The following is a 24149-nucleotide window of genomic DNA, read 5'->3' as shown; positions in this document are numbered from 1 at the left end:
AAATTACCAAGCACGCCAATATGAAGCCGGGTGCCGATGTGACGTAAGGTGATGTTGATGATGATCCCCTATGGGCTCGTCAATGTGGATGAACCGGTACTGCTCCATTGTATGGCGACGCGAATTAAGTCGTCATAGTCAACAGGTTTCGACAAATAATCATTGGCTCCGACTTCAATGATTTTCTGTCTATCTTGTAACATCGCTTTGGCCGTTAGCGCCACGATGCGAGTATGCGCGATATGTGGCGTTGCCCGTACCGCTTCAATGGTCTTGAAACCGTCCATTTCCGGCATCATGATGTCCATAAAGACTAAATCGACGGGATTCTTTTCTAGCATTTCTAAAGCCTGACGACCATTGACCGCAGTATCTACTTTTGCGCCATTTTGTTCCAATGCTTGTGTGATCACAAATAAATTGCGGAGATCGTCATCGACGACCAAAATGTGTATTTTTTCCAGTGACTTTTGTTGGCCGCCGTTTATTTTTTGTAGCTCATGTACTTTGCCTGTCGCATGAAGTTTGCTTTGTGTCTGCTTAATATTGCTTAAGAAACGTTCAATATTGTCCAGCAGACGTTCCGGAGAGCGCGGTGCTTTGACGATGATGCTATCGGTATAGGGGCGTAAGCGCAATTCATCTTCTTCGATTAAGGATGCACTGGAAAAAAATAGCAAAGCGAGTTTAGGATGAGAGTTCTGTACTTGCTTGGCCAGTGAGATACCCTGGTCTATGCTTCGGTTCGTCAGGTCAATAATGCAAAGTGACCACGCATCTTCTGCTAACACTGCATTTAAACTGTCACCCTTATCGTCGATCATCGGTGTATTTGTCCAATCGCGCATTTTAGTGCTGCTGGTTTTGTGCGCTTGTGCAAATAGTTGTTGGATTTCGTTGGCGCATATTCCCCCATTCGCTAACACTAAAATGGCATCACTTCTTTGCTCCAGTCTTTGCTCCAGCACGGCGGCCAAAAGATTTTTTTCAGCTTCAACGAGTTGTTCGCGATTAACCGGTTTTTGTAAGTAACCTACAATGTCACGCTGTTCGTGAATTTCTGTGCGATCACTTGCAGAAACGATATAAACCGGAATCGCGGCAAGTTCTTGTGTAGTCTTAAATTCATGTAATAGATCAATGCCATGCATGTCGGGCAAACCCAAGTCGAGCAAGATGCCAGTAGGGCGATATTTTTTGGCCAGTACGAGGCCGTCTGCACCGTTGGTCGCGAGTAGAGTTTTGTAGTGCTGACGCCGGTTGATGGTAATGACGGCGAGGCCAAAATCATAGTCATCATCAATTAACAGAATAACTTTGTCGCCGAGCTGTAAGTTATTTCTATCGTCAGCACTGGCAGCTAGCTGGGCATTCGGGTCGTCGCTTTGAATCGCTGGTGTGGAAGTCGATTGGGACCCGGCTGAGCTCAATGCACCTGCGCGGTGGGCTAATTGCATTGTTGTCGAAGTTGAAGTCGCTGCCGCTGTTGGCAGTGGTAATGACTCAGGCACGCGCGGCAAACACAGACTAAAGGTACTGCCGTGACCGGCGATACTATGTAATTTGATCGTGCCGCCTAGCAATTGCGCGATCCGCAAGCTGATTGTTAAACCTAGACCAGTGCCCCCGAATTCCCGTGAGGTAGAACCATCTGCTTGGCGGAAGGCTTCAAAGATGGCTTCTTGACGATCTGCCGGGATGCCAATGCCGCTATCGCTTACTTCAATGTGTAGGGGGAGAGGGTCTTGTTCACGGTAACTTAGCGATAGTTTGACCTGACCTTTTTTGGTGAATTTAAATGCGTTCGACAACAAGTTGCGCAGTATTTGTGCCAACTTATCTTGATCCGTAACGATCTCGTCATTGAATTGATCATCAATGACGAAAGCCACTCCACGCTCTTGTGATAGAGGAGTAAACGTATCGCTCAAGTTTTGGAGAAAGTCGGCGCTGCCGATCGCACTAAAACTCAGATCCATCCTGCCTGCTTCAATTTTGGATAAGTCCAATACATCATTGATCAAGCCTAATAAATCCCGGCCAGAGCGATGGATGACTTCAGCACGCTTAACGTCTTCTTCGATCAAGGTGCCATCGGCATTCTTCATCATCATCTTGGATAACAAAATGATGGCATTGAGTGGCGTGCGTAGTTCGTGCGACATATTCGCCAAGAATTCGGATTTGTATTGTCCTGCTTGCTCTAATTGCTTGGCTTTTGCAGCTGTTTCTGCCTGCGCGGTGCGCAAAGATTCGTTATTTTGTTCTAGCAGACGCTGTTGTTCTTGCATTTGCGCATTGGTCTGACGCAGCTCTTCACTTTGTTGTTGCAACTGTTGCTGTTGTTCTTCCATTTGGCTATTTGCTTGCTGCAGATATTCGCTTTGTGTTCTTGCTTCCAGTTCTGCTTTCTCGGCGACACCCAGCAATTCGCGGATATTGTTTTGTTGTTCCGCGACATATAAGAAAGACGCAATTGTTTCTACCGCACTCCCTAAAAAACTCAATTGCACTTCATCATAAGGATCGACGCTGGCTAGTTCTATGACGCCTAATAAGGTATCTTCACGTAGCAAAGGGTAGGTATAAGTGAATAAGGGCTGAACGCTGCTGGTACCTGTGACGATAGGCGCGCCATCCTGATTGATCGTCGTTAAAATAATCGGCTTGCGTTCACGTGCCACCTGGCCGACTGCGCCTTCGCCTAATTGAAACTGCTTATTGGACTGATTGCCGGGCTGATGACCGGGCAGATGACAAGACTCGCTGCGCTCGGAATACATATAGCTGCCCAGTAAATCTAATTTTTCTTCATGTGACCGCCAGATGTACAGTACACCTCGTCCGGCTCCGAGATAACGACCGAGTGTGGAAATCGCGATATCTACCATTTGCTGAGAGCTCAGGTCACCAGTTAATTGTTGATTAAGTTGGTTGATACCGTCTTTCAGCCAATTGCGTTGTTGATCTTCTTGACTGGCGATCCGCAATAAATTCACCATGTTCTTGAACGCATGGCCTAAACGATCATGTTCGGAACGTGCATGGACTTCGACGGATAAATCGCCACGCCCGACGGTATCTGCTTGAGATGCCAATGCCTCCAGATTGCCAGCCATTTTTTTTACGCTCGCGAGTAGGCTACCCGGCGCTGCGTCTTGCAAGTCTTGGGTGGAATGCAAATTGCCATCTGCAATTCGCTTCACAATATTATTTGCGACCGCCGGTTCGCCACCCAAAATTTTGAGGATAGAGCGGCGAGTCATATTGCCAAGGATGAGTACGCTGATGATTAATATGAATCCTAGTATGCTAGAGATGATAAAAGCATTTGTTTTTGTTAGTGCTGATCCATCCGAGTTTTTGCGGGCGAGGTCAATGTTGTAGAGAATATGTTCGTCAATCAGAGCTGAGATTTTCTTTTCCAACTCGCTGGTTTTGATTTCGGCGATCAGTGCACGCGATTTTTCTGTGCCAGCAGCACCCCGGCGAGATTCCGCGATGATGGGTTGTAGTGTGGCTTGATACTGATCCCAGACTAGCTTAATTTGTCTGATGTAATTGGCGTCGGTCTCATCAACAAAGCAAGACACGCCACCACAGCCGTTAAACTCGTAGGCTTTTAATTGTTGTTCGGTTTGTTTTTGATAGAAATCAAGTTTTCTCTCGATTTCATACATGGCAGCCGGATCATTGTTTAAAACGTGGCTACGGAGTTGTATCCGAGTTTGCAAAATGCCTTCGCGCATTTCGTCCAAAATGACCAGGCTGGGGACGACATTGGTATTGCCGGCGTTGGCACTGTTATAGACGCGTTCTAGCATGTACAACAGACTACCGGTGACGATCATAATGCCTAAGACGATTACTCCGGTTAACACCATCATTCTTCGTGCGACAGTCATCTTATTCTCCCATCGTAGAACTGCCTATTTTAGCCAGAACTACGATGCGAGCATGAGAATTCGCTACGGATTGTTGTTTGCAGGAGAATCCTTCACGTCTTGCGTTTTTAAACGCAAGTTGATGTCTGCAATGATATCTGCCAATGATGTCTAATTTACTTGCGAGGAATGCCTTCTAATACTGCCAATAAGAGCGTCCAGTATTGGCCAACAGTTTGGATATTCACCATCTCATCTGGACCATGTGGAAAACGTATCGTAGGACCAATTGATACCATATCGAGATGTGGGTAGGGTTTTTTAAACAGCCCACATTCCAGGCCCGCATGGATCACCATAATTTCTGGTTCGCGGTGGTAAATATTTTCGTAAGTCGATTTGACGATGGCCATCACGGCAGAATTATTATCTGGTTTCCAACCCGGATAACATCCTTCGAATTGCACACTGGCACCCGCTAAGTCGCACAAAGATTGCAACTGGCTTTCTATGTAAGAACGACCACTGTCGATGAGTGAACGCACCATGCAGATGATGTGTATGCTGTCTTCTGTCGTACTGATCACACCGACATTCAGGGAGCTTTCAACCACGCCAGCGACTTCATCACTCATACGCATCACGCCATTGGGGCAGGTATTAATCAGGTTGATCAATTGCTGTTGCGTCGTGTGTTGCAAAACACGTTCGGGCGCGCTGCAGTCACTTAACATAAGCTTTAAACTTGGCTCCGTTGCCGCGAGTTCTGTTGTTATCATGTCTTGATATTGCAAGACACGCTGCTGCAATAAGTCGAGTTTTTCTACTGGCACAGTAAAACTACAATTTGCTTCACGCGGAATCGCATTGCGCAACGAGCCACCTTGAATATGACTGATGGAGAGTCCTAATTCAAGTGCATGGCCAGCAAAAAAACGTGCCAATAATTTATTCGCATTGCCGCGACCGAGGTGGATATTGACACCCGAGTGGCCGCCTTTTAAACCACTGATACTCAGCGTGTAAGCAAGATGATCTGGCTGCGCTTCTTGCCATTGTGTTGGCAGATGTATTTTAGCGTCGACCCCGCCAGCGCAACCCATGTAGATTTCGCCTTCTTGTTCTGAATCGGTGTTGATCAAAATATCTGCTTCCAACACACCGGCTTTTAAACCAAACGCACCAGACATGCCAGCTTCTTCATCAACCGTCAACAGCACTTCCAATGGGCCGTGCTTGATATCGGATGCGCCTAAAATCGCCAATGCTGATGACATGCCTATGCCATTATCCGAGCCCAAAGTCGTACCGCGTGCCTTTACCCATTCGCCATCAATCCAAGGCTCAATCGGGTCGGTCAGAAAGTCGTGAACCTTATCAGCATTTTTTTGCGGCACCATATCGAGATGCGCCTGAATCACGACTGTCTTGCGGTCTTCCATGCCTGCTGTAGCGAGTTTGCGAATAATCAGATTGCCGGTTTCGTCGACCAATACTGGCAAGCCTTGCGCTTTCGCCCATTGCTGGATATGTGCGCTGAGGGCGGCTTCATGTTTGGATGGATGTGGAATCGCGCAGATTTGTTCAAACCATTGCCATAAAGCTTGGGGAAATAATTGGCTGATACTGCCTGATTGCGGCGCTGTATTTGTGCTTGTATTTATGCTTTTACTTGTACTCATGCTTGGATTTGTCATGGCGCTGACGCTTAGCGTCGATTAATTTCTGAGGGCAGCAGTTTACCATAGCGCATGCTTGAATTTCCCTCACTGTACTTTTTGCCCTGCCTGAGGATTGTTTCTGGGGCAGAGTTGATCAAGCGTTAAGCTAAGTTGCTATTGCCTGACTATTGAGTTGCTACCGAGTTACTGTGTACGCGAGAAACCACGCGCACTGGGGTTTCGCAATAATCCCGAAACCCCATACGTAGATACAATTCATGTGCCGCTGTATTGCTGCTCATCACGTGTAAGAAAGGGATTTCGTTCGCTAATAATTGGCGACGAATAATTTTGTGCATCAAGCGTTTGGCTAAGCCCTGACCTTGAAAATCAGGATGAGTACAAACGCCACTCACTTCGCGATAGGGAGGTGCGAAACTCCGTTCGCCTGCCATTGCTATCAGACGTTCACTGGCATGGTTTCCCGAAAGGTTGCCTGAATGTTCGCCTGAATTTTCAACGACGAAGCACGCCAAATATTCTCCCAGTTCTATCGTACGCAGTCCAAAGGGGCCGGGATTGGCCAAGCGTGCCAAGGCGACCGCCTGTTCCGCATCGGCTGGCAGTAATCGTCTTGCTTGAAAAGTGTCGTCCTCCGCAGGCATCACACCATCCCATACCATACGATACATGCTGCTCTCCGCAGTGACATGCCAACCATTTGGTACAGTGCCCGTCCAACCTCCGACGTAAAAATGTTCGTCAGGCTCACAATCATTTTCTAACAAGCTAAAGTCTGGATTTTGTGCATCGGCAAATCCTAGTATTGGTGAGAAACCCTTGGCATATCGACGCGCATTACCTTTGCCAGCAGCAAAGCAAGCTTGGGCGCCAGATAAGCTGTACCAAAAAATATTATCAAGTTGCTGTGTCATCGTGTTTGGATGTGAAGAGGTGAGGTAGGAGATAGTCTAGCAGAGACAATCAGAGCTTGGTTACAATATAGGACATACGCAAAACAGACGCTAGCGTCGTTGCTGTCGCCTCGCCGTACAATCGTACTGTCTTCGGCGACGCTTCTAGCTAGCGCAATTTTGCGTAAGTCCTATAACAGTCTCTTCTTGTAAAAATGTGATGAAAGTAAGCTCACTCATGAATCCCTATCAATCGATCTCATCGCCGATTTTGAATCAGGCGGGTTTAAATTGCCATGCGGTGTTTGAACTCGCGCAATTAGCGCCGGAACTGCGCCAAAATTTGCGGGAACAATGTCCACAGGCTGATAATTTTAAACAACTGATTTTGATAGGGCATGGCGGCACGACGATGTGGCAAGCGATTCAAGAAAATAATCGTGAACGTCACATCGACACTGTGATGGACAGAAACTCTGACGAGCATCCGATAGACGCATTTTCAATTGCGACCGTACAACGATTTTTGCAAACAGAATGGGCGGGGTGCGACTATGAAATTCTGTATCCCGGTAGTCGCACTATCGGTTTGCAATCTTTAGGTAAACAAGCTGGCTGGCATCATCATTCGCCATTTATGGTGGGCATCAACGCACATTTTGGTTCGTGGTTTGCGTATCGTGTTGCCGTGTTGGCGAATACCCAATTGCCGCTGACTGGCAAGGTGGAAACTGTTTCACCATGTAATAGTTGCGGCGATAAAGTATGTATTGCTGCTTGTCCTGCGCAGGCCTTGGACGATGGACAATTTAATCTTGATAAATGCCTGGATTATCGTCAGCAAAGCGCATCGCTTTGTGAAAAAACTTGCTTGGCCCGTGTCGCTTGCCCAGTTGGAGACGCACATCGCTATACAGATGCGCAAATGAATTATCACTACGGCCGTTCTATCAACATGATCAGGATCTGGCAGCAAAAGAAAATGCAAAAAGCGTAATCAAGTTTTGCGGCGCAAGGGGCTTGAGGCAAACTCAACAGTTCTCATATTTCCAATTGCGTCGCTTACCTTCCGCCATCCATTCTATCGTTTGCGCTAAACGTTTTTCGCGGGTCGCATCAGTTTTGGCTTCGCAGTACCAGGTGACATATTCTTTTTTATTCGAATAAGAAAATGCATCAAAGGTCGCATAGGCAGCCTTGTTTTTCTTTACTGCACTGAGAAACTCAGGGGGGATTTCTAATTCTTTTTTGTCCGCACTAGGTTTTGCCCGGGCCGGTAGTTTTGCACCGCTATCATGCAATTTCATGGCGGCTTTGAGCAGCCTGGCAAATTCTTTATCGCTGGGTAAATCGTCAAGCGAAGTAATACGCCCGAAGTCGCCCATGGCTTTCTGTGATTTGCTATCAATTTCTAACAGCGCACCTAGCCAAAAGCCCAATGCGCAATGCTGTTTAAAGGCGGAGAAACCGCAGAAGATGCTGTCTTTGTATTCAAAGTGCGGCATGCTCCATTTCATCGTTTCTGTAGCATCGGGACAATGCTTGTGCACCATACTGCGGATATGGCGCAAAATAGGCTGCGCAAATTCTGCCGATTTTTCGATGTAAGCGTCTATACGTGGGTCTGGATTAGGCATGGTGTTTATTCCTGTGCGATCGTCTGGCTCTGTAGAGCACGTAATTTATCTTTCTTATTTGGGCGTTTACCTTTGATCCCGCCATTTGGATCAGTTGGCGTGATCGTTTGTGTTTGTTTCAGACTAATCTCGTCGGGAATAAAGCCTTCAATTTGTTCTCGCGCGATTTTGATTCCGTGACGTTTTTCTATTAAACGGAAGTGAGCTTCATTTGCCGCATCTGCACAGATGAAATTAACCGCTAAGCCAGCTTCGCCAGCGCGCCCGGTACGGCCTATGCGATGCGTGTAATCATCACTGGATCGCGGTAAATCAAAATTAACAACGACGGGCAATTGATAAATATCGATGCCCCGCGCGGCGACATCTGTCGCGACCAAAATTTTAACGCGTGAGGCTTTAAAGTCGCTGATGACTTGGCTACGTTTTCCTTGTGTTTGTTCACCATGAAAAGCCTCTGCGCTGATATGTGCACGGCGTAATTTAGTCGACAATAAATCTGCGGTATATTTTGTCGCAACAAATACCAAAACGCGTGACCACTTTTCTGTTTGAAATAGATGGCGCAATAATTGCGTACGCTGCGTTGCCTCTACGATGATCGCTCTTTGAGTGATATCCGGCGTCGATTCATCGGTATCTGGAATATTGATACGCGCCGGATCGCGCAAGATTCCCTCAGCCAAATCCGCCACATTGGGCGCAAAAGTCGCAGAGAAAAAACAACTTTGACGTGAACTGGGTAATAGGGCCAGAATCTGTTTGAGTTCATCAGCAAAACCGAGTGCCAGCATACGATCGGCTTCATCGAGAATCAGACTAGTGACTTGATCCAATTTAATGGCATTTTTGCTGACCAGATCCAGTAGACGCCCCGGTGTCGCTACGACGATGTCTGCGCCGCCGCGTAAATGTAGCATTTGCGGGTTGATAGAAATGCCGCCAAACAGTACCGCCAATTTGGCTGGGTGGCTTTGGTTCTGCCCCAGACTACGCAAGGTGTCGCCAACTTGTACTGCTAATTCACGGGTAGGGACTAAGATTAAACTCTGCACGACACGCGTATTGGGCTTGGTGGACTTGTTCGCTTGCGCACGAACATAGTTTTCTAGTAAGGGCAGGCAATAAGCGGCAGTTTTGCCAGAACCGGTTTGCGCGGTTGCCAGCACATCGCGCCCTGACAGAACGACGGGAATGACATCTTGTTGAATCGCAGTCGCTTGCACATAGCCGCGCGTGTGAATCGCGTTTAATAAAGTACTGGAAAGACCGAGTTGAGAGAAGGGCATAGTGCAATGTGGGAAGAGAGAAGGGCGAACAAACAGCCGACTTTGCGATTTTAAACGATATTTCAGGTGAAACCGTTGCAGGATCAGCTTTGGTAACGCGGCTTTGTGTGATTGTCGGGTGCAATTGCTTGGTGTGATCGCTTGGTGTGATCGCTTGGTGTGATCATTATGCTAGGGCTGAATCGGAATTTTCATCAGTTTACGAATCTATATGAAAAAGGCCGCCCATTTTGTGAAGAGCGGTTTTTCTTGTGGTTTTGCGTTGTGTTTTGTGAAATTTTACCCCCGCGTTTAAATCAAACGGTGTCATCATTTTTTTCTCTTCTTAGTGAGGCTATGGCATTTTTTGGTCAAAAAAAGATTGTATTTAGGGTGAACAAAATTGTCGTTTGCAATGTCTAAATGCAGGCATTCTAGTATTTCAAATAGCGTAGTAAATTGAATACTAAAAAGTTGATTGTGGAGAGCTTTTTGTAAAATTTCTTGTATGCTCTTTTTGCCTGGCTCTGATATCTAATTTGAGGAATATGAATATGCGTAAGGAAGCCCGTTCGAAAGTGAAGTACCTAGGTGCAGGCATGTTGTTACTGGCGTCTGCTTTAAGTATCTCTTACGGTGCGATTGCACAGGACGTGAAATCGGTCCTTACGCCGCAAGCCTTATGGGCGATTAAGCGAGTCGATAACCCGGCTGTGTCTCCAGATCAAAAGCAACTTGCATTCACCGTGCAAACCTGGTCGGTCGAAAAAAACCGGGCGCACAATCAAATCTGGTTGATGGATGCGCAAGGTAATCAACAGCGCCGATTAACCACAGCCGATGCTAGCGATAGCGCGCCTGTCTGGAGTCCTGATAGCAGTCGCATCGCATTCACTTCACGACGTAGTGACGATGAAGCGCCCGCTTTGTACATCATGCGTCTTGATGGTGGCGAAGCAGAAAAAGTTTTGGAATTGCCTTACGGTGTTATTAACCCGCAGTGGTTGCCAGATGGTAAGGGGCTGATTGTAGGAACGAATGCGATTCCCGCATTGAAAGGGCAGTGGCGTGCCGAAGACCTCGCCGCCATGAAGCAAGAAATCAAGCGTCGGCGCGAGAATAAAATGACTGCCAAAGTCACGGAAGATCGCGTGTATCGTTTCTTTGATCATTGGTTGACGGATGAGTTGTCCAGTCACTTGCTGCAATTCGATTTGCAAACGAAGGTTTTGAAAGATCTGACACCGTTTTCCAAGTCTTTGTTTAGCAGTTCGGGTGCATTTGATTACCAAGTTTCGCCGGATGGGCATACGCTTGCATTAAGCCTAAATACTATTCCAGCGCCGCATCAGGAAACTGACAATAACGATATTTTGCTGATCTCATTGGCTGGTGCCAGTGGTGCCAGTGGTGCCAGTGGTGATAGGGCTGTAAAGAACATCACGATAGAAAATCGGGGCAATGACACAGCACCGGGTTTTTCTGCCGATGGTAAGAGTCTGTACTACATGCGCACCAATACGCCGATTTATGATGGCAGCTCAGCGAAGTTGTGGCGTTACGATTTGTCGACAGAAAAAAATACAGCGGTGACAGACGCACGTGATTTTGCGATTGCTGAATTTCAGGTCAGTAAAATCAATCATCAACTTTGGATGGCGGCGGAAGATCAGGGTGAAATCAGTATCTTCAGTAGCAGATCAGATGGTAGTCAATTTGAACGCGTCATACGTGATGGCGGAATCACCAAGCTCAAGCAGACCGCCAATCAATTATTTTTCTTACGTAGTACCTTTGATCGCCCAAATGAAATATACACACTGGATTTCAAGACCAAGGCACTTCGTCAGCTCACCCATTTCAACGATGACTTCATGGCGAAATTTAAATTGGGTAAAGTAGAAGCTTATAACTTCAAAGGGGCGAATGACGAGATTGTGCAAGGCTGGCTGATCTTGCCGCCTGACTATGATAAATCCAAGACTTATCCCTTACTGCAATTGATGCACGGCGGCCCGCATACGATGGTTGGAAATGCATTTAATTTCCGATGGAATGCGCACGTAATGGCAGCACCTGGCTATATTGTGAGTTGGGTGAATCGACATGGTTCAACCGGTTTTGGCGAACAATTTGCACGCAGTATTAATCATCAATGGGGTGAAAAACCGACACAAGATATTTTGCGCTCAAATGATTATCTGCTGCAAAAAATGCCCAATATCGACACCAAACGTATAGCCGCTGCGGGAGCTAGTTATGGCGGTTATCTGGCTGCTTGGTTGGCAGGGCACACAGATCGTTTTGCCACCATTGTGGATCATGCTGGCGTGAATGATTTCATTGCCCAATATGGTTCAGATTCGACCAATTATTCGTTTGAAGTGACCTTGGGTGGAAATCCTTGGAGTAATCCTGATGTGATGCAGAAAAATAATCCCATGAGTTATGCCAAGAACTTCAAAACGCCGATGTTATTGACCCATGGAGAAATTGATTATCGCGTGCCTTATGTCAATAGCACGGCGCTCTATGGGGTTTTGCAAGGCATGAAAATTCCATCGCGCTTAGTCATTTTTCCGAATGAAAATCATTGGATACTCTCACCACAAAATGCTATCCATTGGCATTGGGAAGTACAAAGCTGGCTGCAACGCTATATTGGCGGTACCCCGACTTTGAGTCAGCCTAAGTTTAATTAAGCAATCAGCATGATGGTAGCACCGGCCTATTTAATTTCAGGTCGGTGTTCTCCTGATATTGCGGACGGTTTGTCAACAGGACCTAAATCAATTTAATAATTAATACAGATACGACATCAACACTTCATCCAGGTAGCGGTCTTCGCTGCGCAGGTACGTATATCGACGTAAAATTCCTTCACGCTCAAATCCGCATTTTTCATATAAGCGAATAGCACGAAGATTCTCCACGCTGGCGCTCAACTCTATGCGCGCTAATTGCATACTTTGGCCGAGGGCAATAATTTCTGAAAACATCGCGTGGGCATATCCTTTTCCAGCCTTAGCCGGATCAATCGCGACTCCCCCCAAGTAAGCGATATGTGAGGTTCGGTGCTTTAATCGTATGAGTTTACACATACCGATATCCTCGCCTTGTTCGCTAAACACGTATAACACGCCATCTCGTAATAACTCAGCGAAGATAGGCGCGAAGCTCTCTTTGTCCATATGCTCGTACAGCAAATACGGATTGACCTCGGGATGCATGTATAGCTTATAAATAAAATCGAAATCGCTTTGTTGTACTGGTCTGATCATGATTTAACTCGTGGTGAAATGGAGAAATAGTGAAATGGCGAGTGTCGTTTGAGAAGCATCGGTACTTCGAAGTGTGCCAGAAATTCATTGCAACATGTCTTAGAGGTTATTCCCGATATTGCTCGAAAATACGTTTTAATTCCCCATTTTTATCGAGCACTTGCAAGGCATCGCTAATCAATTTGATTTGCTCTGGCGCTAAATTTTTTCTCACACCCATATAAAATTTTTCTGATAATGTGGGTTGATCTAGCAAACGTATTTTATTTTCCAAATGCGCACTTTTGATGGCAGCTTTGATGCCTGGCGAGCGGTGACAATAAAATCTGCCGCGCCCAGCCAATAATTTTCTAAGATTGGATAAAGAGGATGTCGCACCAGCATCGATCTGCAGGCCGCCTAGTTTATGCAAGATATCGACAATTCCAAAGCCATGTATCGCCATAATAATTCCCTCATTATCAAGCTGACGAATATCATCCCAGCTTTGCACCTTGATGGGATCGTCGACTCTCACTGCCAACAGATAGTTAACGGTAAACAGCGGCGTGGCTAAGAGTTGATAATGTTCAGTATTGCGGGTGATGTTTTGTACGCCGCAGATAACATCTATACGATTGTCGCGAAAGTGTGCATCGATACGCATCCGTGGCATCCACACTTGGTCGCCTTGAAAGCGTAAGTTGGGCGCGAGATTTTCCATTGCCCGAAAAATGTCGACACAAATACCGCCAATTGCCGGCTTACCGGCTTGGTTAATCGCAATGTATTTGGGTTCTGAAGATTCTTGTGCCGCGGTACGAATCACGATTGTAGCCATGCTGGAATACTGGATACAACACAGCAGCATGGCTAAAACGGATTGCGTCAAACGCATGGGGCTTCCTTATTTTGGTAGAAGAGTTTTGGTGGAGGAGATTGAATTTCTCTTCTTCGGTTTTATGGCTTATTGAGTTGCTTGAGTGTTAACGCAAACGACTTAATTTATACCGGCCAGTGCTGCTACCAAATAGGCTGTATCACGGCGCAGTATGCTTTCATTGAACTGCAGCGACATCTTACCATCAAGCACTTTTCTGGCTTTGATATTTGCATCTTTCAATCTTTGTTCCAAGCCTGCTAAGCGTGCTGGCGAAAATGCCAGCGTGGCGATGTTGCTGCCTTGTTCAACTCGGTGAACCTTGATGCCGTCTATTTTTTCTAAAGTTGATAATAAGGCTTCTCCTGCTTGACGCACGCTTGCAAATCGTTGCTCCACGCCTTCGAGTGCATCGAGTGCTGGCAATGCCGCATGCCAGCCGCTAGACTGAGTGCCGCCTAAAATATGACGCAGTTCTCGTGCTTTGTTCATTTGAATTTTTGTGCCAGATAAAATCGCACCATAGGGTGATCCCAGATATTTATACAGTGATACATAGACAGTATCAAAAAACTGGCAATACGATTTAAGCTCAAATCCCGGCACGCCACACATCAGTAGCAAACGCGCACCGTCTAAATGCAGGGGAATTTGCTTAGCACGTGCAATCTTGGCGATTTCACTGATCTGTTCAATGCTGAGCGTGCCACCTTGCGTACGCCGCACCGGGCTTTCCAAAGAAATTGCCCCCACCTTAATAGGGTAGGGACCGATTTCTGCACGTTGAATTGCCTCATTGAGCTCGCTCAGTGTTGGCGCGGTTTTCCCTGCTGCCAGTGGTACCAGATTGATGCCGCTAAGTGTGGTGACACAATTACTTTCATCGCGATACACATGACTTTCTTGCTGAACCAAGGCATGTTTTGCTTCGCCACATAACAAACGGATTGCAATGTGATTTGCCATCGTCCCAGTGGGCATGAAAACACTGCTTTCTTTACCCAGCAAACTGGAAAACTTCTCTTCCAGTGCGCTTACTGCGCCGCCGCTTAAATAAGAATCCATGTACGAACCTGCGGAGAATCCTGGATTGGTGCGATGTTTGAGTAGCAGGGCTTGCAGGCGAGTCGCTTCGCTTTCGGCTGGATAGGGCAAGGAATCTCCAGCCAACCATACTTGCGTATTTGGATCAGTAGTGCTCGTTGCGCTTGATTCGGCATAGTAAGAGGCTGAGGAACTTACACTTGTAAGTTCGGATGTGCTTGCATCAGCACTTGATCCTAGCGCGACCAGTGGTAATGCAGAGCCAAGGAATTGACGGCGGTTGAATGTCATGTGTAACCTTTTTAGTCATTGCTCGCGCTGAGCTTGTCGATTTGTTTAAAAGTAGATCTTGATTACCATAACGAGATCTTCAACGAAATTCATAACGAGTATCACTATGAATATTTCAAGCATAGAATCAGGTGCAATATCAAGTACATCAGTTAGGTCGGATAACTCAATTATTTAATATCACTAGCACTGATCGGTTTGAGCCGAGTAAGTTCCTCAACTAATATTATCTGCAAAAAATATAAGCGTCGAAACATCAATGTAGACGCTCACCGTCAATGTTGACGACTTAATTATTGAAGTTGCGGCTTGCTAATTTTCCAGCGAGATACGCCATAGGAATATACGCCAGACCTATATCCATGACGATAAACCATAGCGGTGCCGGCAGCATGAAAGCACTGGCAATGCCGCCCGTGAGAAATAAAATACCAATGCCGAACGCAAATTTGGTCTTATGCGTTGCTGCAATCAAAGCCGCAAGAAAAGCACCAACCAAAGTTCCCAGCGCATGCGCTAAGAATGGAAATATAAAGTGTTTAGGTTCGAACAAATGCATAGAGGCGCGCAAACCTTCTGTCGTCGTCACGATGGCCCCATCTGGCGGCGGAATGATTGTTCCGCTCACAGTGATCAATGACATGTTAACAATGCTACCGACAACCGCACCAGCGATGACGGCGAGGATGTTTCTGAGTAGGGTTGGCATGTTGAGCTCCTGTTATGAGTAAAAAGGGAATGCGCCATAGCATTGTAGAGCGAGTAATTTGTGCTGAATAGACTTAATCAAACTACCGTGGTTAAAGTGCTTTTAGTCGATTCATTGTTGCCGTCGCCTTTGCTTGGACTGCGTGTCGATTTGGCGGTTTGGTTGTTAGACGGAATGGATTCACGGCGCCATCAAAGGCAGGTTAATTTCAAACCTGGTGCCGCTCCCTAGGGTACTTTCAACACGGATGCTGCCACCTAAGGCTGCGGTAATAATGTTGTAGCAGATGTGTAATCCAAGTCCACTGCCGCCTTGACCCATGCGTGTTGTATAAAATGGTTCAAATATGTGACTCAGATGTTGTTCGTCTATGCCGCAGCCATTGTCAGAGAAAATCAAAGTAATTCTGCTCGCTAGATCGTCAGTCATGTTATCGCTGGTGATGTGTTCACCTCTGCTTGTACGTTGGCAGGTAATCGTAATTTTCCCGGCCTTGGTATTGTCGAAGGCGTGAATAATCGCATTCAAGATGAGGTTAGAGATGACTTGACCATAAGGGCCAGGGAAGCTATCTAGCTCCATGTCTTCATCTATGTCGATTGTTAGTTGGTGTTCTTCGCGCCGTAAACGATTTTCTAAAGTTAGGGCGACTTCGTGGGTCACCTTTGATAAGTTAAATAAGCGACGTTGGTCTGAAGTTTGATCTACCGCGATTTGTTTGAAACTGGTGATCAAATTCGCTGCAGTTGATAAGTTGCGGATTAATAGATCGCAGGCAGTCTTGGCATTGTCGCCATATTCTTGAAACGTAGAGCGGCGCATTTTGCCAGACTCAATTTCGGACATCGCTTGTTTTGTCATATCGGCTAAGGTGCTGGCAGCTAATAAACTGTTGCCTATTGGCGTATTCAATTCGTGCGCGACACCTGCGACGATAGAGCCTAATGCCGCCAGCTTTTCTTGTTCGACCAATTTATCTTGTGTTTGCTGCAAGCGTTGATAAGCAAGTGCATTGTCGAAAGCGACTGAGGCGTAGGCTGCTAAGGAGCGCAAGATGATCAAGTCTTTTTGTTGATAGGTATACGTCTGTTTATTCTCGATGCTAATGATGCCTATGACTTTTTGATTCAACATCAAGGGAACGTAGAGTGCTGAATTTTTTGTGGCGTTGGTGATAACTTCTACTGCATGCAGTGCGCAATGCGCAGATGCTTGCGCTCGCATCTCTGCTGGCGTGGAACTCGTCACAGACTCTGGTGTTGATACGTCAAGGCTATGAGTATAGGGAGTGATTTGCTCTCCATGACGGTAGGCGAAATCGAACGAGATCATGCGACGGTTCCAGTCTAGGGTTCCCACGCTAAACGTATCGCAAATCATCAGTTTTTGTACATGTTCGTAGAGTTTTTCTTCGATTGAATGGATGTGTAAAGACGCTGTAATTTCGCGTCCCATGTCGCTCAGTAGTTCGATATCATGACGTGCTTGTTCAGCTAGTTCGCTTTGGGCGACGACTTCTTTCGTGCGTAGGGCAACGGTGAGTTCTAGATTTTCTGTGTGCGATTTAATTTCTTGCAAATAGATGTCCCGCTCTTGTGCTGTAGCGGCGACAAGTTCAAATGATGGTGCCCAGGCTTTCGGCACATGTGGCGACGGCAATGCAGGATTGCCCGACAGGCGCACCAAGAAATCGACTAATTTGAGAGATGGAAGAGCAAAGTAATAGGATATCAATCCGGCGGCAAGGCAGAGTAGACCGAGCAAACTCAGCATGATCCATAAAGTGTTACCAGCGCCGTCTGCGGATAGGCTATTGAGTTCCTTCGCAGAGAAGTACACGATGAGCTTCCATTGGCTTCCTTTTAAAGGCATCTGCAACCAATACCAGTCCCCGGCATGTTGTATGCCGTCTTTTTGCATAGTGTGTTGCTGCATAAGGAGTTGCTGAGCAAGGTGCTGTTGAGTAAGGTGCGGCAATAAACTATCTGGTAATATTTTATCGAGCGTCAAGATTGCTTTATTGTTTTGAACGCTGCCAACGTCATCGGCGATCAGGTTGCCAGATTCATCGATGACAATAAAATGACCTAAGGCGCGGTTCGCATCGGTGAGCACCTGATCGAACATGGTTAAGGTCACATCGCTACCCAAAATTCCAAGGAATTGTTGATCGACATATTGAGGGTGAAACAGGCTCACCATCGCACCTTTGCCACCAGAATCGTAATACGGAGCAGTCCAATGTTGTGTGCGCTGCGGATTATTTTGCGGCCCAAGCTTGTGCATCATTTGCTTGGATTGCGGATTAAAAATCGCATTCAATATCGACTCTTTGTTTGGGCTGTTGGTCGCTTTTTGCAGATCATCTTCTGAGATGTAAGGATAGACCGCCAATAAATCTTCATGCGCCGAATAAAACGACGTCCATTGAAAGTAAGGATAAGTTTGATGCGCAGCCCATATTGCGGGGAAAATGGTCATGGCCGCGGCTAGCTCTTTTTGTAGCAAGGGATTGTGAGAGCCTTGTTGACGCACATACAGCGCACCAAGCCGTGAGCGCCACCACGGATCAAGCTGAGACCCGACTAACTCTCCGTTACCACTACTACGCACACCGAACTTGTTTAGGGTTTTCCAATGTTGATCATTGATCGCTACATCTGGTTTTTCTAAGGCATCTGAGAATTGGATACTTAGACGTTGCAAGTGACTTGTCGCGATCTGTATGAGCTGCTCGAACGCTAATTTCTTTTGTAAGCCAGTTGCGCTTACTGCAGTAAAGAGGCGATTTTGTACGGTGGTTTCGGTGTGCTTTTGATATAGGTAAATGATCGCGGCGACAGGAAGAATAATCGCCAGTAAAAAAAGCACGAAATGTCGCTGCAAGCGCCGCAATTGCAGTAGGGAAGTGGAGCTTGTGAACTGATCTGTCGGCATAAGAGATGAGACCGTTTGTGTTCTGAATAAATACTCTGACGAAATACCCTAACTAGTGAAACAGGCCAAAAATTCTGAGAAAGTCGCCTGCATGAAATGATAGACATAGAACGGTCGCGGTAAGTGTAGCTGTGTCTGGCAAATTCTAACGTAAAGCCTAGTCTTACAGTAGCACGTGTAGTATTGCTGCCATTTTTCAAAGCCTTGACTTCCAAGCACCTGGACTGACCTTGCCTCTTAGGTATGGGTATCTACACAAGTTTTGACATGATGAAAGAAGAAAAAAAGTGAAATAACAGCACAGCATGTCATTCCTGCGTAGAGCCTGCCCTCGAATGCTTGAGTCGGGGGCAGGAATCTAGCGGCGTTCGTTGATCAACAAAAGACACTGGACTCTTGCCTACGCAGGAGCGACAGTAATTATTTCGCTGTTTATTCGACTTGTGTAGATACCAATGCTTTTAGGTATGGGTTTTTTTCTATGCACAATGACTCAATTCCTCAAATTGACACCTATATTGCCCCTTATTAACTTAATTGAATTTGAGCAACACTCTCTACACTGTTGCCATCTCAGGTTTTCAGTTTGTTAAGGAAAAACGACATGCAAAGTCGATAAATCTACAAAAACAAGATGAAAACACGAGTGCAAAACCGGGCAGCGACGATATCAACAATTCAACAAATTTTGAGGGTGCAAGGCATGGCGAAATTGATTACTTTGGGTGCAGAAGAGGAATTGCAGATTGTGGATCAGCAGAGCCTAGAGTTAGCAACGCATGATTTCGAGCGCGGTCAACTTGATTTCCCTGATCGCAATGGCAGCTCTTCATGCGAACTTCATAAAGCGGTAGTGGAGTTGCAGACCCCGATTTGTCATACGCCTGATCAGATCGTTGCCAGCGTGGCAGATATGCGTGAAATCATTCGTTTGCGTGCACAAGCACAAGGGCAAAGAATTTTATCCGCAGGTGTTCATCCTTTCTCGAATTGGAAAGAACAAGAGATCAACAAAGATCTGCATAAGCATCAACATTACATCCGTCTGGTAGACGAATATGCGGACATCATGCGCAGCCTGGTGTCGTATGGTTTTCATGTTCATCTTGGTTTGCCAAAAGGGATTCCGGCGATGGCCGTGTTTAACTCTTTGCGAAATAGCTTGGCACCGGTGTTAGCGATTTCTTTGAGCTCACCGTTTTATGAAGGGCGGGATACGGGCATGCAAAGTTGGCGTCATTCCATGCTCGATCGCTTACCACGTATGGGCACACCGGATATATGGCGTTCTGAAGAAGAATATTTTCAGCACATTAATTTACTGCGGAAAGTGGGTACCTTAGAGGCGCAGCATGGCATGTGGGAAGACCTGCGTCTGCATCATCATTATCACACTTTGGAAGTCAGAATTTGTGATGCCACACCGTCGCTCGAACACATTTGGTTGATCACGGCTTTGCTGCAATGTGAAGTCGCTACTTTGGTTGAAGATTATCAACGCGGTCGCTTACCGAAACCTTTGTCACGTGCTTGTTTGGAAGAAAATAAATGGCGCGTGCGTCGTCGTGGCTTGGCTGCGTCTTTGATCGATTGGAATAGCGAAACGCCAGTCAGCCTATATGATTACTTTGAGCATTGGTTGACGCGCTTGACACCAGCGGCGCAAGAATTAAATTTGCTCGATCGCATGCGCGAAAAGGTGCAGGCTTTGTTTATACAAGGGGCATCTGCCGATATTCAACGCGGCATCTTCCAGCGTTCTGAAAACTATCAAACGATAGTACAGCATTTAATCCACGAAACAGAGGACGCCCATTTTGCATCAGCTAGCTACCTCCAATAATTCTGTGCATCCAGAATGCCAGGCAAATTTTGCAGCGACCACAGATCATTCAAATCATCCATTTCATGCATTGACATTTGAGCTGCAAAGTAAAGTACCTCAAACCAAACAGCGCATGCATGAACTGTGGACGCAGCGCGCGGGCACGCCACATGTGCCAGAGCAACCGGTGCTGTTCTCCGAATGGCCTATCGTTGCATCGCAACGGCTACAAGAACAATTGACGCGCCGCGTACAAGCTTTGTGTCAAACATTGAAACCGTATTTGCAAAAAGAACGCGTGCAAGCGCAAGGTTGGCAATACGGTGGTGGAGCGGATGTGATCACCGTCGATTATGCGATTGTCTGCGATAAGATGGATGCTGAGGTGAGTGATGATGTGAATGATGATGTGAATGCTGAAGCGGAAGGCTGGGATATTCGTCTGGTGGAGTTTCAGGCATTCACCTCTTTATTGACGATGGGCTATCGCTTGCATCAAGTGCATAGCCAACTTTGGCCGCAACTGGCAGATTGCCCGCCTTGGCAAAAACTGAGCACAGAACAAGCGTGGTTAGATCGTAGTCGCAATTGGTTGGCGGGTGGCGATAATCCTGTTTTGTTAGAGTTTCAGCCGTGGCAGCGCGGTACGCTATTTGATTTGCATGCGGCGTCGATTTTGTGGAACTTGCCCATCATAGAGCCAGGTCAGATTGATATCGATGCAGCGGGGCGTCTACATTCTAAGCAAGGCGGCGTACGTCAACATCACGACAAAATTCTGAATCGTCTAATACTAAGTGAGCTCAGCGAGCTCAAAGATGACCAACAATTTTCGTCGCAGTTTTTACCGCAATTAAAAACAGCGCAATTGCATTGGCATAGTCATCCGGCTTGGTATTTTTTGGTGCAAAAAGGCTTGGCGGCCGACATCAAAATTCCATTTGAACCAGAGAACGTTAAAGGCCATCAATGGCGCAATCTGAACTTGCCCGCACAGAAATTGGTAGCTAAGAATATCTATTCTTGCGGCGGCAAAGATTTACATTTAGGACCTGATGCACAAACTTTAGATCAATTACAGGATGCAGAACAATGGTTGATACAACCGCGTTTTCGTCCCTATCCAGTCATGCGTACGCAAAGCGGTTCGCCAGTCTACGCAGAAGTGCGATTGATTTTGCAATTGGAAGAGACTAGTGAAGCGCGAATTGCCATGCAAATTGTGCGCATGTATTGCGCAGAACAAGCCTCAGCCAGTTTCTTCCAAGGTCGAGAAGGCGAGGGTGCGAGTATTTTACATACGCCACCAGGTTTTCAATTCAATGCAATTTAGGATGTATTGACTTACAATAAATATTTTTTGATTGGAGTGTTTGATGTTTAAATATTTGATGATTGCGGCTTTCGGTGTACAGATGGCATTCGTTGCTGCTGTGCAGACCGCGCAGGTCGCACATGCCGATCAGCTAGATGACAAAATTCTGCGTGAAATGCAAAAGCAACGCATCCCTGGCTTAAGCTTGGCCGTGGTGCAAAATGGCAAAATCGTACGCGAACAAGGCTATGGATTTGCGAATCTTGAACATCAGGTCAAGGTGACGCCCGCGACCATTTTTCAATCCGGCTCTGTGGGTAAGCAATTTACCGCAGCATTAATCTTATTGTTGGAGCAGGACGGCAAACTTTCACTCAATGATCCCATCTCAAAACATCTCAGTAATACACCTGAGATCTGGTCTGGAATCACCATACGTCATTTACTGACGCATACTTCAGGGCTTGATGATCCGTATAAAAACCTCGATTTTCGGAAAGACTATACAGATCAGGAATGGATAGATTTAGAGGGCAAGATCCCCATGTTGTTTCAACCGGGTGAGAAATGGCTATACAGTAATATGGGTTATCACTTGCTAGGTTTTATTTGCAATAAAGTAGGCGGAAAATTTTACGGTGATCAATTACGCGAGAGAATCTTCCAGCCTTTAGGAATGGAGTCGCGCATCATCAATGAGCGTGACATTATTATGCATCGCGCTGCAGGCTACGATTTGGTTAAGCAAGAGTGGAAAAACCAAGAATGGACATCGCCGTCCTTAAATTCTACTGCTGACGGTAGTCTATATTTGACAGCCCGTGATCTGGCGAAATGGGATATCGCCTTATATAAGGATTTTCCTTTAACTAAACAACAAAAAGAGGCAAGTTGGACTGAAGTGAAATTGAAAGATGGTAGTCAAGCTCCGTATGGGTATGGCTGGTTTTTGTCGGCGATTAATGGACATAAAAATATTGAGCATGGCGGTGCATGGCAAGGTTTTACCACGCAAATTAATCGCTTCGTCGACGACAAGTTAAGTGTGATTGTTCTTACTAATCGCTCTGGTTCCAATCCCAAGAAGATCGCTGACATGGTCGCCGCAGAATATGTCGCTGCATTGAAAATCGAGCCCGCAAAAGCGATCCAAGATCAACATCCTGCCACGACAAAAAAATTAAGTGACATGCTAACCGCAATTATTAATGGCAGTATTTCGGAAAATTTATTCACGGAAAAATTTGTGAAAGCAAGATTTTCTGAACGGATGAAAGCCTTAAGTGCAGAGTTTCAAAGGCACGGCGCGTTCGAGAAAATGGAGTTATTAGAAGCTAAACAAGCGCAAACGCAGCAACTCAGTTATCGAATACGTTTTAAGGGCGAAATCTTTTTGATGAGTGTGGAATTAGATCAAGACGGAAAGATCGATTTGTTGCGCTTTAGAGTTGAGTAGAGCTGGGTAAGGACGCTACTAGATTGGCCGATGATGGGCAGCAATTAGGCAACAACTAGATGCTAACTAGTTGATCTGATTTCTTATTGATCCGAGAGAGTAGTAGCGTTGCATGTACACTAAATCCACACAGGATGTTCGGTATCACCGTCAGGAATATAGGTCAGGTATTGCACCATTCTTGGCGTTTTTCCGCGATTCGGTGTGGCGCAATGGGGTAAGGCTTGATGCCAGATTACAAAATCACCTGCCTTACCCGGTACCGCTTGTGCCTTCAGAGTTTGGGGGGCGATGCGACGAGCATCATCGCCTGGTTTTAGTTGGCTCAACCAATTGGCAATCTCATGCTGAAAACCCGGCACACAATGGAAGGCACCTTCAGATGCGGTGCAATCGCTCAAATATAACAAGCCTTGATAACGTTCTGGAATAGGCAAGGCTAGGCTCACGTCCCAATGCAAGTCGTTACCGCGAAAAGTGAACTGGGCTGTTTCGGGTGGATTAAAACTTAAGTGATCGATGGTTTTATAAATGGCTCGGCTGCCATACAGTTGTTCATACGCTGCCCGAACACGTTTTGAGGCACGATTCGTATTCAAACGCGGGTGATTGTACAACGGCAGCATTAAGCCTTGTTGTGCGGTTTGGGTGCTATACCAACTGGCTGGATCTTGCGGGCTGGCGTTTAGATATTCCCAAATCACATCGCAGCTCGCCGCACATGCGTCAGCGGCTATGACTTGCGGTAGCACGAGGTAGCCGTTGGTTTGCCAAAACTCCACTTGTTCCGGCGACAGGCGATACTCAGGCTCTATAGTGTCGTGCTGTTCTTGCAGCAAATGATAACTAGCTCGCTCACGCTCTATCCAATCATAAAAAGCTTGTAGCGTCGGCCGCTCTTCCGTCAAAAATTTAAGCGCCACCGGATGCGCAATATTGTTGGCATACAGAAGTTGCACCTGGCGTCGCCATAATGCCGTATCGTCAGTGCTGCTTCGATGCCTTGGATCACACTGGCGTTGCCACAATTTTTCTAAGATAGCCCAGTCTTGCATGGTTTTCCTTGAT

At 46.4% G+C, this 24149-nt stretch carries 16 protein-coding genes; 5 read left to right on the top strand and 11 right to left on the bottom strand.

What is annotated here, in order from left to right:
• Positions 1-68 precede the first annotated feature (68 nt).
• From H8K55_RS03790 to H8K55_RS03780, 3 genes are all read right to left on the bottom strand, one after another.
• Positions 69-3905 carry a response regulator gene (locus H8K55_RS03790; RefSeq protein ID WP_186940706.1) on the bottom strand — a complete coding sequence of 1279 codons (3837 nt, stop codon included), beginning with the start codon at positions 3903-3905 and terminating at the stop codon, positions 69-71.
• Positions 3906-4060: 155 nt separating this feature from the next.
• Positions 4061-5566, bottom strand: coding sequence for an aminoacyl-histidine dipeptidase (locus H8K55_RS03785; protein ID WP_186940705.1), 1506 nt, complete (start codon positions 5564-5566; stop codon positions 4061-4063).
• A gap of 164 nt (positions 5567-5730) precedes the next feature.
• The gene (locus H8K55_RS03780; protein ID WP_186940704.1) at positions 5731-6480 is read right to left on the bottom strand and encodes a GNAT family N-acetyltransferase; all 750 of its coding nucleotides are present in this window, start codon (positions 6478-6480) and stop codon (positions 5731-5733) included.
• 217 nt (positions 6481-6697) lie between these two features.
• Here H8K55_RS03780 and H8K55_RS03775 point away from each other — a divergent pair, with 217 nt between their 5' ends.
• Positions 6698-7456 (top strand): hypothetical protein, encoded by a 759-nt coding sequence (locus H8K55_RS03775; RefSeq protein ID WP_186940703.1) that lies wholly within the window; start codon positions 6698-6700, stop codon positions 7454-7456.
• Between the two features lie 34 nt (positions 7457-7490).
• On the opposite strand, the gene H8K55_RS03770 is transcribed toward H8K55_RS03775, so the two are convergent.
• On the bottom strand, positions 7491-8096 hold the full coding sequence (locus tag H8K55_RS03770; protein ID WP_186940702.1) for a YdeI/OmpD-associated family protein: 606 nt from the start codon (positions 8094-8096) through the stop codon (positions 7491-7493).
• 5 nt (positions 8097-8101) lie between these two features.
• On the bottom strand, positions 8102-9385 hold the full coding sequence (locus H8K55_RS03765; protein ID WP_186940701.1) for a DEAD/DEAH box helicase: 1284 nt from the start codon (positions 9383-9385) through the stop codon (positions 8102-8104).
• A 533-nt stretch (positions 9386-9918) separates the two neighbouring features.
• Here H8K55_RS03765 and H8K55_RS03760 point away from each other — a divergent pair.
• Positions 9919-12066, top strand: a complete 2148-nt coding sequence (locus H8K55_RS03760; protein ID WP_186940700.1) for a S9 family peptidase — start codon at positions 9919-9921, stop codon at positions 12064-12066.
• A 99-nt stretch (positions 12067-12165) separates the two neighbouring features.
• Here H8K55_RS03760 and H8K55_RS03755 read toward each other — a convergent pair whose 3' ends face one another.
• The 5 genes from H8K55_RS03755 to H8K55_RS03735 all read right to left on the bottom strand — a co-directional run bounded on the left by H8K55_RS03755 (position 12166) and on the right by H8K55_RS03735 (position 18485).
• A complete protein-coding gene (locus tag H8K55_RS03755) occupies positions 12166-12645 on the bottom strand; it encodes a GNAT family N-acetyltransferase (protein WP_186940699.1) in 480 nt (159 codons plus the stop codon).
• Between the two features lie 106 nt (positions 12646-12751).
• Positions 12752-13522 (bottom strand): substrate-binding periplasmic protein, encoded by a 771-nt coding sequence (locus H8K55_RS03750; RefSeq protein WP_186940698.1) that lies wholly within the window; start codon positions 13520-13522, stop codon positions 12752-12754.
• A 102-nt stretch (positions 13523-13624) separates the two neighbouring features.
• Positions 13625-14839: a threonine aldolase family protein gene (locus tag H8K55_RS03745; protein ID WP_186940697.1), complete on the bottom strand. Its 1215-nt coding sequence runs from the start codon at positions 14837-14839 to the stop codon at positions 13625-13627.
• 289 nt (positions 14840-15128) lie between these two features.
• The gene (locus H8K55_RS03740; protein ID WP_186940696.1) at positions 15129-15548 is read right to left on the bottom strand and encodes a hypothetical protein; all 420 of its coding nucleotides are present in this window, start codon (positions 15546-15548) and stop codon (positions 15129-15131) included.
• Positions 15549-15728: 180 nt separating this feature from the next.
• On the bottom strand, positions 15729-18485 hold the full coding sequence (locus H8K55_RS03735) for an ATP-binding protein (RefSeq protein ID WP_186940695.1): 2757 nt from the start codon (positions 18483-18485) through the stop codon (positions 15729-15731).
• Between the two features lie 634 nt (positions 18486-19119).
• Between H8K55_RS03735 and H8K55_RS03730 the strand changes: the two genes are divergently transcribed.
• The 3 genes from H8K55_RS03730 to H8K55_RS03720 are packed head-to-tail and all read left to right on the top strand — an operon-like array spanning position 19120 to position 23081.
• A complete protein-coding gene (locus tag H8K55_RS03730) occupies positions 19120-20328 on the top strand; it encodes a carboxylate-amine ligase (RefSeq protein ID WP_186940694.1) in 1209 nt (402 codons plus the stop codon).
• Entirely contained in the window at positions 20303-21643 is a 1341-nt protein-coding gene (locus tag H8K55_RS03725) for a hypothetical protein (protein WP_186940693.1), read from the top strand. The genes H8K55_RS03730 and H8K55_RS03725 overlap by 26 nt, the downstream gene beginning before the upstream one ends.
• 43 nt (positions 21644-21686) lie before the next feature.
• On the top strand, positions 21687-23081 hold the full coding sequence (locus H8K55_RS03720) for a serine hydrolase domain-containing protein (RefSeq protein ID WP_230408478.1): 1395 nt from the start codon (positions 21687-21689) through the stop codon (positions 23079-23081).
• Between the two features lie 119 nt (positions 23082-23200).
• Here the strand turns inward: H8K55_RS03720 and H8K55_RS03715 are convergent, their stop codons facing one another.
• Positions 23201-24136, bottom strand: a complete 936-nt coding sequence (locus H8K55_RS03715) for a phytanoyl-CoA dioxygenase family protein (protein WP_186940692.1) — start codon at positions 24134-24136, stop codon at positions 23201-23203.
• Positions 24137-24149: the final 13 nt, after the last annotated feature.

The sequence above is a fragment of the Affinundibacterium flavidum genome, from assembly GCF_014284175.1.
Taxonomy (GTDB): Bacteria; Pseudomonadota; Gammaproteobacteria; order Burkholderiales; family Burkholderiaceae_D; genus Undibacterium; species Undibacterium flavidum.
This window is presented reverse-complemented; position numbering and strand designations above follow the sequence as displayed.

Coding starts and splice junctions, on each gene's coding strand:
- H8K55_RS03790 (WP_186940706.1), bottom strand. CDS start 3,905: ATGACTGTCGCACGAAGAATGATGGTGTTAACCGGAGTAATCGTCTTA.
- H8K55_RS03785 (WP_186940705.1), bottom strand. CDS start 5,566: ATGAGTACAAGTAAAAGCATAAATACAAGCACAAATACAGCGCCGCAA.
- H8K55_RS03780 (WP_186940704.1), bottom strand. CDS start 6,480: ATGACACAGCAACTTGATAATATTTTTTGGTACAGCTTATCTGGCGCC.
- H8K55_RS03775 (WP_186940703.1), top strand. CDS start 6,698: ATGAATCCCTATCAATCGATCTCATCGCCGATTTTGAATCAGGCGGGT.
- H8K55_RS03770 (WP_186940702.1), bottom strand. CDS start 8,096: ATGCCTAATCCAGACCCACGTATAGACGCTTACATCGAAAAATCGGCA.
- H8K55_RS03765 (WP_186940701.1), bottom strand. CDS start 9,385: ATGCCCTTCTCTCAACTCGGTCTTTCCAGTACTTTATTAAACGCGATT.
- H8K55_RS03760 (WP_186940700.1), top strand. CDS start 9,919: ATGCGTAAGGAAGCCCGTTCGAAAGTGAAGTACCTAGGTGCAGGCATG.
- H8K55_RS03755 (WP_186940699.1), bottom strand. CDS start 12,645: ATGATCAGACCAGTACAACAAAGCGATTTCGATTTTATTTATAAGCTA.
- H8K55_RS03750 (WP_186940698.1), bottom strand. CDS start 13,522: ATGCGTTTGACGCAATCCGTTTTAGCCATGCTGCTGTGTTGTATCCAG.
- H8K55_RS03745 (WP_186940697.1), bottom strand. CDS start 14,839: ATGACATTCAACCGCCGTCAATTCCTTGGCTCTGCATTACCACTGGTC.
- H8K55_RS03740 (WP_186940696.1), bottom strand. CDS start 15,548: ATGCCAACCCTACTCAGAAACATCCTCGCCGTCATCGCTGGTGCGGTT.
- H8K55_RS03735 (WP_186940695.1), bottom strand. CDS start 18,485: ATGCCGACAGATCAGTTCACAAGCTCCACTTCCCTACTGCAATTGCGG.
- H8K55_RS03730 (WP_186940694.1), top strand. CDS start 19,120: ATGAAAACACGAGTGCAAAACCGGGCAGCGACGATATCAACAATTCAA.
- H8K55_RS03720 (WP_230408478.1), top strand. CDS start 21,687: ATGTTTAAATATTTGATGATTGCGGCTTTCGGTGTACAGATGGCATTC.
- H8K55_RS03715 (WP_186940692.1), bottom strand. CDS start 24,136: ATGCAAGACTGGGCTATCTTAGAAAAATTGTGGCAACGCCAGTGTGAT.